This window comes from Thermogutta sp. (assembly GCF_039793925.1).
In the GTDB taxonomy this organism is placed as follows: Bacteria; Planctomycetota; Planctomycetia; order Pirellulales; family Thermoguttaceae; genus Thermogutta.
Genome location: NZ_JBAMME010000215.1, coordinates 1 through 6,584, shown reverse-complemented (window position 1 = coordinate 6,584; position 6,584 = coordinate 1). Strand labels below are relative to the sequence as shown.

Annotated in this window: 5 protein-coding genes; all 5 read left to right on the top strand. The window is 59.8% G+C overall.

All coding sequences use genetic code 11. The annotated features are described in order from the left end of the window. The first annotated feature begins 70 nt into the window (after positions 1-70). Positions 71-670, top strand: a complete 600-nt coding sequence (locus tag ABJK56_RS08750) for a hypothetical protein (RefSeq protein ID WP_347244286.1) — start codon at positions 71-73, stop codon at positions 668-670. A 114-nt stretch (positions 671-784) separates the two neighbouring features. After that, the gene (locus ABJK56_RS08745; protein WP_347244285.1) at positions 785-1,252 is read left to right on the top strand and encodes an RDD family protein; all 468 of its coding nucleotides are present in this window, start codon (positions 785-787) and stop codon (positions 1,250-1,252) included. A 49-nt stretch (positions 1,253-1,301) separates the two neighbouring features. Then, the gene (locus ABJK56_RS08740) at positions 1,302-1,805 is read left to right on the top strand and encodes a hypothetical protein (protein ID WP_347244284.1); all 504 of its coding nucleotides are present in this window, start codon (positions 1,302-1,304) and stop codon (positions 1,803-1,805) included. A gap of 77 nt (positions 1,806-1,882) precedes the next feature. Next, positions 1,883-3,112: a M48 family metalloprotease gene (locus ABJK56_RS08735; protein ID WP_347244283.1), complete on the top strand. Its 1,230-nt coding sequence runs from the start codon at positions 1,883-1,885 to the stop codon at positions 3,110-3,112. Between the two features lie 888 nt (positions 3,113-4,000). Continuing rightward, the coding region (locus tag ABJK56_RS08730; RefSeq protein ID WP_347244282.1) for a VWA domain-containing protein at positions 4,001-6,584 on the top strand (2,584 nt) is incomplete at its 3' end.

Here is a 6,584-nt window from a genome sequence, read left to right as displayed (position 1 = left end):
GGGATAAAACCAGGATTGTGTTTTTATCCCCAAAATCGATGGCAAGTGGCTCGCGCAGCAGAAAGAGCTCATGAACAGCCTCATGAGGGCCCAAGCCGACGCCACGAGGGGTAGCGGCGGCAGCAAGGGATTCGTCGAAGGAAGCCCTAGGGTGGCCGTTCTGCCTTTCGACGTGCAGGCAACTCAAGATAAGCCTGCGGGCGGCCGTGCCGTGGTGTACTTGAGCACCAAGTTAGCCCAGGGAAAGCTCAACGTTTACGACCGAGTATACTTCCAGGAGATGCTTGGAATCAAGCTAGTAGACGAGAAAGAAGCCGGAAAGCTCCTAGGGGTTGATAAGATCATCTACGGAAAATTATTGGAAAAAACGCCAGTAGAATTGAAAACACTTTATAAGACCGTCAACGAGTTGGTCGTCAGGGACGGGAAGTCAGTGACAGTACCGGTCGAGAAGCCGGATAAGGTGCTGGCCACTTATGGATTGGAAATCCAGGGCCGCGTAACCGACGTCCGAACGGCCTTCGGAAAATTCAAGACGGTGAAAAAAGAGCCGCGGGTCACGGAGTACCCCCCGTACGCTGCTCCAAATGCGGGCGACCTCGAGCACGAATGGTGGGTAAAGCTCTTCGACGAGCTGGCGGCGTGGGCAGAAGCGGAGGCCGCACGCTAGCAGCCCACCATGGGGAAGGTTTGCTGAGCCAACGTCCTCGTGATGCTTCGCAACGGAGCTTATAAAGTGCGCCAGTTTGTTTGCAAAGGCTAGTAACGATGGAAGGAGGTGGACATGGCAACCGGTTCTTTTGCAGATGCGCCGTCGGCGCCTCTTCAGCGCCAGCCCGCGGGAGTGGGTCAGCGTGTGGCCGGGTACCTGATCGATGTGATCCCCGCGGCGTTTCTCGGTCTCTCGGGTCTCATTCCCATTGTTGGCCCGATGATTGCTGGCCTTTTGCTGACGCCATACTGGCTTTTTCGCGATGTGACGGGCCGCAGCCTGGGTAAGCTCGCGGTTGGTACCGAGGTTGTACGCAGGGAGGGCGACCTCGCTCCCACTTGGGCTCGAATCCTGAGAAACCTGCCCATCGCCCTGGGGACTATGCTTTTGATCATTCCGCTCCTGGGTTATGTCCTCGCACCGCCGGTGTTAATTCTTGTCATTGTGGCCGAAGGAATAATGGTCCTCACGACCGGCGAGCGCATAGGCGACCGCATTGCCGGTACGAGGGTGGTGCGCAGGGTCGAAAAAAAGGACTGATGAGGAGGCGGTTAAAATCCATGGGGTGGTAACGATCAGGAGCTTAGCTATGACGACGCTGCAGAATGTGTCAGGCGAGCAAGAGGTCATGCGGTTGAATGCCACGTCCTGGGGTGAGGCTAGCGCGAGTTTGGTCCTTACCAACCGCCGTGTTTACCGGCAGGACCATTCTTTGGGAACGCACGCCGCAGCGAGCATCCCCCTCGACCAGGTCAGCTTTGCTGGGGTGGAACGGAAGAGACGGTGGTGGCTCCTCATCGTTGCGTATATTCTGGCCAATGTGGGTTTTGTCACGATTGATATTTGGAAGGGCGTCTCCAGAGGTGATATTTGGAAGGGCGTCTCCGGAACAAGCGTGTTTTTCTGGCTTGCCGCTCTTTTTTGTCTTGTGCTGTTCTTTACTTTCTTTAAATACAGATTCGTTGTTGCGTCCTCGGGGGGAAGGCTGGAGCTCACCGGGATAGGCGTGGGTAAGGCAGCCGGGGAGTTTGTGGCAAAGGTGGAAGAGGCCCGGTTGGCGTTCCTGGGTGGAACGGCTCGGCCGAGCCCTTGAGCTGTACGAGGGAGTGGGAAAGCCGCGGGTGAAATCGCCCGCGGCTTTTCCTGAAAGCTTCTCGGGAAAAAAGCGCTATGGCTTCACCCGTTTCTCTGTTTGAAGAGCAGACGAGGCGGCGGCGGCAAACGTGGTGGTTTGTGGCGTTGGGAGTGGCATGGATGCTGCTTTTGGGTTCGCTTCTGGTGTACGCCCACGTTTGGGTATGGGAAGAGCTCCCGTGGGTCGGGAACGACCGGCGGGTTCCAGCAGAGCCGCTCCGAAGGTGGATGCTCGCCGGCGGAGGGGTGGCCACGCTTGTCTGGTTTTTGGGGGCCCTTGGGGTGTACGCCCGCAGCCACCGTTTGATCCCTTTCCTCGTCGGGGCAAGACCTGCAACGGGGGTCGAGAAAGAGTATCTGGAAGACCTTTTGGCGGATGTGGGCTTGGCTGCGGGGGTAGGCTCGGGACTGCCGGCGCTTTACGTCCTGGAAAGCCCAGCTGCCAACGCTTTTGCTTGCGGAAGATCGCTCACCAAAGGCAGCATCACGGTGACCCGGGGGCTTATCCAAGCCCTGGACCGGAGAGAAACGGCGGCGGTTTTAGGGCACGAGCTCGCCCACCTCAAAAACGGCGATTCTCTCTTCGTGGGAGAGGCGTTGGCCTTCGCGTGGGTCGTGGTGGGCAGCGCCGTGGTGGGAACGGCGGTTTTTTCCCTTTTGCTGCTCCTGGGTTTTGGCGCTCTCAAAGCCAGTCTCGAGGTCGTAAAAGGAGAAGAGCTGGAGAACCAGCTTGTGGGCTGCCTTCTGGGTGCAGCGCTGGGGCTTTTCGCCCTTGTGGCGGCAGTGACGTACGCGGTAGCGGTGGGCGCCGTTGTTCTTCTCGTGGCCGTTGGGGTGAAGATCGCGTCCAGCAGCGTTTCCCATGCGCGGGAGTTTTTGGCCGATGCGTGCTCTGCCCAGTGGACCCGGGACCCGCTGGCTCTTGCGTCGGCGTTGGTAAAAGTCTCCAGCGGTCACGGCGTCGCCTCCGGCGCTGCTTGGCTTGTGGCGCCCTTGTGGCTCGCGCCGCTGCCCTTAGCCCAGCTTTCCGGCGTGGGCCAGACCTTAGTGGCCTTTCTCATGAGCACCCACCCGCCGGTGGAGAGGAGGGTGAACCTCCTCGTGGCCATGGCTGGAGGTATGGCGGTGGTGGACGCTCCGGAGCTCGCAGCGCAGCGGGGAAGCCGATGGGCCGCGTGGCGGGAGTGGTTTCTCCTAGCCCTTGCCGCGGTCCTGGCGCTGGGTGCAGCAGTTTGGCTCTTTTCCTCGGTGGGAGCACGGGGGTGAAAGACCGTACGCGTTGGCGGGTAGGCGGCCGCTGGGTTTCCGCCCGTGGGAGCTCCTGCGCGTCCGCGACGGTGGCAGGCCAGTGAGGGGTGTTCCCAGCTGCTTGCTCGCGAGATGCTGCCCGCACAACGTCCGCCCTTCTCTCCATCACCGGCGTTCCCGGTGGCCATGGGGGCGTGAGCACGGGTCCCTCAGCCAGGGTTTCGTTGGGCCCAGTCCCTGGGGCAGGCCTTTCTTTCGACTAGCGAACTAGGCGCCGCCCAGCTTCTGGGCTTTTGGCGGGGCTTGCACCGAGCAAAGACGGTGATCCATCTCCAAGCCCATGGGGCGTGTTCGGCCTTTCGACCCTGGGCCGTTGGAGACTCTTCGGCAAAAGTGGCCTGGAGTGACGGGGAGCACCAGCGCGGCACCATTTCCAGCGCAGGTTCTGAAGACAGCGGCTCTGGCAAAAGTTTTGGCGAAAGGCCTTCAAGACATTTGATAGGGTCTAAATTACTGTGATCAAAGCACTTGTGCTAGAGCTTCGGTTTTCTGTGGCAAACCCGTTGCATCCCTCGAGGGCAAGGCAGCTTGAGGCCCAATTTCAGCCGCCGTTGCTCGATTTTGGGTTTTCTCCCCATTCTGGGAAGCCGCGGATCAGCTCTGAACCCGTTGGAAAGCCCATGCAGAAAGCCGCGGAAAAACCTGAAGCCGGGTCCGGGAAAGCTACCAAACCCTCACCGGCGAGCGCTGATCCCGGCCTTGGCCCGGGGAACTTGTAAGCTTTCTCACGATCCAAGCCATTGGGAAGCTATGGGTTGCACCAGCCTTTGCTTTGGAGATCATTTTGCCTCTCCTCCATGGCTTTGGCATGGAGGTTGCAAAAACCTGGGGAGAAAGGAGGCGCTTATGCTTCACCAAAAAATCCCTTCATGGGAGTTCGTACGGTTTGTTTTGCTCGTTTGGAGCGGTTTCGTGTGCCCCTTGGCGGCATGGGAGCGCTGCACCCTTCGAGAGGCCGCAACGCCCTTGGGTTCGTGGGAGGATCTCGCGGGCTGTGAAGCCCGTGGGCTCAAGGACGAAACGCCCATCGTGGCGGCGCCCGAGAAGGTGTCATTGGCAAAGAGATTAGTCGCCAAAGTCCCGGAGGCAGTCCTCGACGAGCCTCGGGAGGCGTTCCGCTTCATAGACGTTGGGCAGAAGCAAGCCGAGGCTCTCTTCTCCCAAGCCCTTGCTGCCCTGTACCTTCCGGACTCCGGTGAGGTGGCGATGGTTCCCCAAGGGGCGGGGTTAGCTGCTGAGGCCGCGTCGTCCTTCGAGGTTGGCGCGCTCGGAACCCAAATCTTCAGGAGAGCCCAGAGCTTAGGGTCCATGACCCTCCGCGATTTTGCCCGCTTTGCTGAACTACGGACCGCTCCGCTGTCCGCTCAGAAACCCCGGCATTACCTCATCAAGTGGCCTTTCACGTTACCGCTGGACGTCGCATCATTCCACGCGGGGCGAGGCCCGATCCTACCTGCCAGCCACGAAGTGGTGGGCGCGTCTCCCGGTGTCATCGTAAGCGAGACCTTTGAGACCGACCCATGGTCGCGTTGGCAGAGAACCGACAACACCGGCGGTGCGTACACCTGGGAACGCACAGCGTGCGCCGCTCACGGCGGAGCCTACAGCGTCGATGGCGTCCGGGGAGGTTCGTCAGGGTCCGCCTTGGGGTGCGACGCCGAGTACCCCAATTCAGTGGAGACCGAAATTCTCTACGGTCAATGCATCAACATTCAGGGAGCCTCCCAGGCATGGCTCGATTTTTACGGAGCAGTCAACACTGAGAAGGAGCATGACTATCTCGGCGTTGGTTTCTTCTTAGACAATGCGAACGAGATTTACGGGTGGATGTTTTTTGGCGATCTGCCGGCATGGTTTCACCTCATCTTCAACCTGCGCCAATGGTATTACCTGGGAGACTTAACCAAGAATTCGTGCAATCGGCTGCTTTTTTCTTTTACTTCTGACACTTCGATTGAAACGGGATTCGGGGCGCGCCTGGATGACATTACGCTCCGCACTGATTCGCCGACGGGGCCTTCGTGTTCCTTTTCTCCGGCGGCAGTCAGCGGCCCGGCGCCGCTGACAGTTCAATTCACGTCCACCGTGGGCGGTGCCTCGGGATCCCAGCTCTACAGCTGGGATTTTGGGGACGGGACCACATCTTCTGAACCCAACCCGACGCACGTCTTTACCACACCTGGAGAGTACTTCCTCCAACTTTTGGTCGTCGACTTTGAAGGTTCGTGTTTGAGCACTGGCCGCGTCACGGTAACTCAAGGAGGCGGGGTGAACTTGATCATCAATCAAATTGACGCGTCGGGGTGCCCCAACGTCAAGGCCGTAGTTTCTGTCACTGACTCGCAGGGGCAACCGGTCACGGGTCTTGGCGCGGGCAACTTCACGCTTAAAGAGGACGGTGTGGCCCAATCGTTTACGGTTCAGCAAGGAGGAGCCGGCGCCGGGAACCTGGCTGTTGCCCTCGTCTTGGACACCAGCGGGTCAATGAGCGACACCGATATCGCCAACATGAAGCAGGCGGCCACCACCTTCATCAACATGCTGGGGCCTTCTGATCGGGTGGCTGTGTACAGGTTCTCCGACACCGTCGAGCTGCTGCAGGACTACACCACCGACAAAGCTGCCGCTATTGCTGCCCTTAACAGGCTCTCCTCGGACGGGTCAACGGCGCTTTATGACGCCATCGTCCAGGCCGCACGGCACTCGGTGGCCGTGAGTGGCCGTAAAGCCCTGGTCGTCATGACCGACGGCGAGGACAATGTGAGCAGCAGCACGCTCGAGGATGCCATCAGAGAATCCTTGGCAGCTGGTGTACCGGTTTTTACGATCGGGTTCGGTTCAGCGAACGATACCGTACTTTCCTCCCTGGCCAGCCAGACCGGAGGCGTGTTCTACCGAGCTGCCGGTTCCGCCGAGCTCCAAGACCTTCTCCGACGGATAAGTCAAATCCTCAACAATCAGTATGTGTTGACCTGGACGACGTCCCGTCGCGACGGAGGGACCCACTCCGTAGAAATCACAGCCCAGCAAGGGAGCGCTTCGGATACCAAGTCGGCCACGTATTCCCAGGCCGGCACACCGTGCGTGACCCCTCCAACTGCAGACTTCTCATGGTCACCCACCACCCCTACGGTGGGCCAGCCGGTTCAGTTCACCGATAGGTCCACCGGGTCTCCCACGTCGTGGTCTTGGAACTTCGGCGACGGGAGCAGCAGCTCGGCTCAAAATCCCGTCCACGCTTACGCTTCTGCCGGCACCTACACGGTCACGTTGACGGCAGGAAATAGCGGCGGGTCGAGCACCAGGAGCCGATCAATAACTGTTTCTGGTGGCGCCGCTTACGTGTACTGGATGCCCGTGGTGGCCAACATTCCCGGGGTGGGGAGCTACTTTTACTCGGACGTTTCGGTGCTCAACGTGGGCACGGCGC

Excerpts from the sequence above, each read along its gene's own strand:
- ABJK56_RS08735 (WP_347244283.1), top strand. The coding sequence starts at position 1,883 with ATGGCTTCACCCGTTTCTCTGTTTGAAGAGCAGACGAGGCGGCGGCGG.
- ABJK56_RS08740 (WP_347244284.1), top strand. The coding sequence starts at position 1,302 with ATGACGACGCTGCAGAATGTGTCAGGCGAGCAAGAGGTCATGCGGTTG.
- ABJK56_RS08750 (WP_347244286.1), top strand. The coding sequence starts at position 71 with ATGAACAGCCTCATGAGGGCCCAAGCCGACGCCACGAGGGGTAGCGGC.
- ABJK56_RS08745 (WP_347244285.1), top strand. The coding sequence starts at position 785 with ATGGCAACCGGTTCTTTTGCAGATGCGCCGTCGGCGCCTCTTCAGCGC.